The 2,619-nt window shown below is 43.7% G+C and carries 1 protein-coding gene and 4 pseudogenes; all 5 read left to right on the top strand.

Going from position 1 to position 2,619, the window contains the following annotated elements; all coding sequences use genetic code 11:
* Positions 1-216 precede the first annotated feature (216 nt).
* A pseudogene (locus tag MUU46_RS00240) lies at positions 217-333 on the top strand (IS3 family transposase); the annotation flags it as partial.
* Between the two features lie 38 nt (positions 334-371).
* Positions 372-893, top strand: a pseudogene (locus MUU46_RS00235) (IS5 family transposase); the annotation flags it as partial.
* Positions 894-1,193: 300 nt separating this feature from the next.
* Complete coding sequence (locus MUU46_RS00230; RefSeq protein ID WP_258964450.1) at positions 1,194-1,691, top strand: TetR/AcrR family transcriptional regulator; 498 nt, start codon at positions 1,194-1,196, stop codon at positions 1,689-1,691.
* Between the two features lie 65 nt (positions 1,692-1,756).
* A pseudogene (locus MUU46_RS00225) lies at positions 1,757-1,876 on the top strand (transcriptional regulator); the annotation flags it as partial.
* Positions 1,877-2,506: 630 nt separating this feature from the next.
* Positions 2,507-2,619: pseudogene (locus tag MUU46_RS23070) on the top strand (hypothetical protein); the annotation flags it as partial.

Genomic DNA, 2,619 nt, shown 5'->3' with positions numbered 1-2,619 from the left:
ACAGCAGCCCTGTATTTATAGAGACAGACGGGGCATTGTTGCCCCCCGGCTCTCCGGGTAATTGTCAATGAAATGTTAGTTTTATTCTCGGGTTTGATACGCGTGTTCTTGTACAAGGCAAAAAGTGATACTAGTGTGCATTCGTATGCGCCATTGGTTGATACCGGATGACAGTAATCCTGTTTGCAGCAGAAAACGGGAAGCCGTCCGCTTAGCTCACTGGACGAATTGCAGGGCTATGCCACGCAGTGGCAATGGTTTTATAATCATGAACGTCCGAATATGGCACTGAATGGCTTCACGCCGATGCAGCATATTCAGCGCATGAACTGATTCTACTTATCACCTCCGTTAAAAATGGAGGGATTACCGTGAAAAAACACGGTCAGGAAAAGCGCCGCGTCTGGCGGAAGCTTCACCTGGCGTTGGACGCCGGTACTCATGAAGTTATCTGCGCTGACCTGTCCCTGAATAATGTGACTGACGCAGAGGCATTCCCGGGACTTATTCGTCAGACCCATCGGAAAGTTAAGGTCGCTTCCGCCGATGGCGCTTATGACACAAAACTTTGCCATGACGAGCTGCGGCGAAAAAAAATCAAGGCGCTTATTCCGCCGCGAACCCGGGCTGGTTACTGGCCGGCGGAGTATGCGGACAGAAATCAGGCGGTGGCCAAGCAGAGTCTTACCGGGAGCAATGCTTACTGAAAATGGAACACGGCTTATAACCGGCGGTCGGTGGCCGAAACGGCGATGTATCGGGTTAAACAACTGTTCGGTGGGCACCTGACGCTGCGTGACTACGATGGGCAGGTTGGTGAGGCTATGGCCATGCTCCGTGCCTTAAACAAAATGACGCGTGCAGGGATGCCAGAAAGTGTGCGGATTGCCTGAAGAGGTCAGTGACGGGTGGCACTTTTATCTAAATCCGATTTATTCAACAAAGCCCCTGACAACTGCAACCGGCTACGAAGATGCTTGCACCAAATCTGATTTATTCAACAAAGCCGCTTAAATGCTGACACTTACTCATAACAGATGGTCAGCGGTATGCAGATAATATGGAATTAATGCACAATTTGTGAAGATAATGTTATAAATATGGAATAAAATACTTTATTACTCAAACGGGTCTTCTAACCTATTCATCGGGTATTGTAAACAATAACGGGTAACCATTTTCAGAGAAACTGTATGCGTAATACTAAAATGAAAATAATCACTGCTGCGAGTATGGTTTTTAACGAGCTTGGTTATTCCAGTCCCAGTATTGAGAAAATTGCTTCTGCATCAAATGTGTCGAAAATGACATTTTACAAATATTTTCCGGATAAGGAATCTCTCATTACCGAGGTTCTTAACCTCAGAAAAATTGAGTTTATTACTGATATCAGAAAAACTGTCACCAGTGAGGATTCGCCCAGACAACAACTCAAAAATATTTTTGATTATTACGCCAACTGGATCGCCGGTCCGGGTTTTAACGAGTGTATGTTTTCACGGGCTGCAACCGAGCTGGGGGCCAATTTCCCGGTGATCATTGCCATCAATGATGCATTGAAAACTGAACTCGTGGCGAACATAACGGATATCCTTAAGTCCATCCTTGAACCAGAACTCGCTACTGAAGCAATCACGTTATCTCATGGCCAAATTAACAGACATCACATAGCCAAAGTGATGAACAGATAAAATCATCACTAACTGAATTTTGCTATGCTAGCATTTATAGAATACCAACCTTGAAGGGCGTGATGATGCTCAGTCAGCTTAATCTGCGTTTCCACAAAAAACTGATCGACGCACTGAAAGTGCGTGCCGGTCGTGAAAATACCTCGGTCAATGCCCTGACCGAACGCTTCCTCGATAACCGTCTGGCAAGAAATAATTATGGAATAGATATGTGGAATGATGCTGTTGCAATTCATCCGGTAATCGGGTGGAGACTCCAGGCCGAAGGTGGCACTGCCAAATGATTGTTTTTGTTCACGACTAAATAGTAATAGTTAGTTTTCTTTCGGTTCATATGATGTGGGTTAATATTATTGGGATGGATGAGTGTGCGCGTATTAGATCTCCTGTTGCACAAGAACAATTGATGACCTTGTTCTGACAAGTAACGCGCCCGTTTCACCCAGAAATGAGTATGAGCTGAATATCCCTGTCGATGGTCTATGCGTAGATCATATTTTTTCATTAAATCTTCAAAAAATACATCCAGAAAATCATGCAGATAAGGGCTTACAGACTTAAATTCTGGTGTAAACCATGTAACAGGACAAATACTTAATCCCTCAACAAAGCAGAGAAAGCAGAATACCAGTTGTTTTCTGTTTGTATCTAAAACTGTCACCTCAAAACAATCTTCATTATCATATTGAGGATATAGAGTGTCCGTTGTTCTAACAAATACAAAATATGGAGGCGCGTTATGTTCGATATCATATAATGGTTTTTCTTTGTAAAAGTCATATGCATTCTGGTTCTGATAGAATGGGCTTTGTTGAATAAATCGAACTTTTGCTGAGTTAAAGGATCAGATCACGCATCATCCGGCAACACGGGTCGTCCCATGGCAAAACAGAAGTTTAAAGTCACTAACTGGCGCAATTACAACAAA

Source organism: Scandinavium tedordense (assembly GCF_024764965.1).
Classification (GTDB): domain Bacteria; phylum Pseudomonadota; class Gammaproteobacteria; order Enterobacterales; family Enterobacteriaceae; genus Scandinavium; species Scandinavium tedordense.
This window is presented reverse-complemented; position numbering and strand designations above follow the sequence as displayed.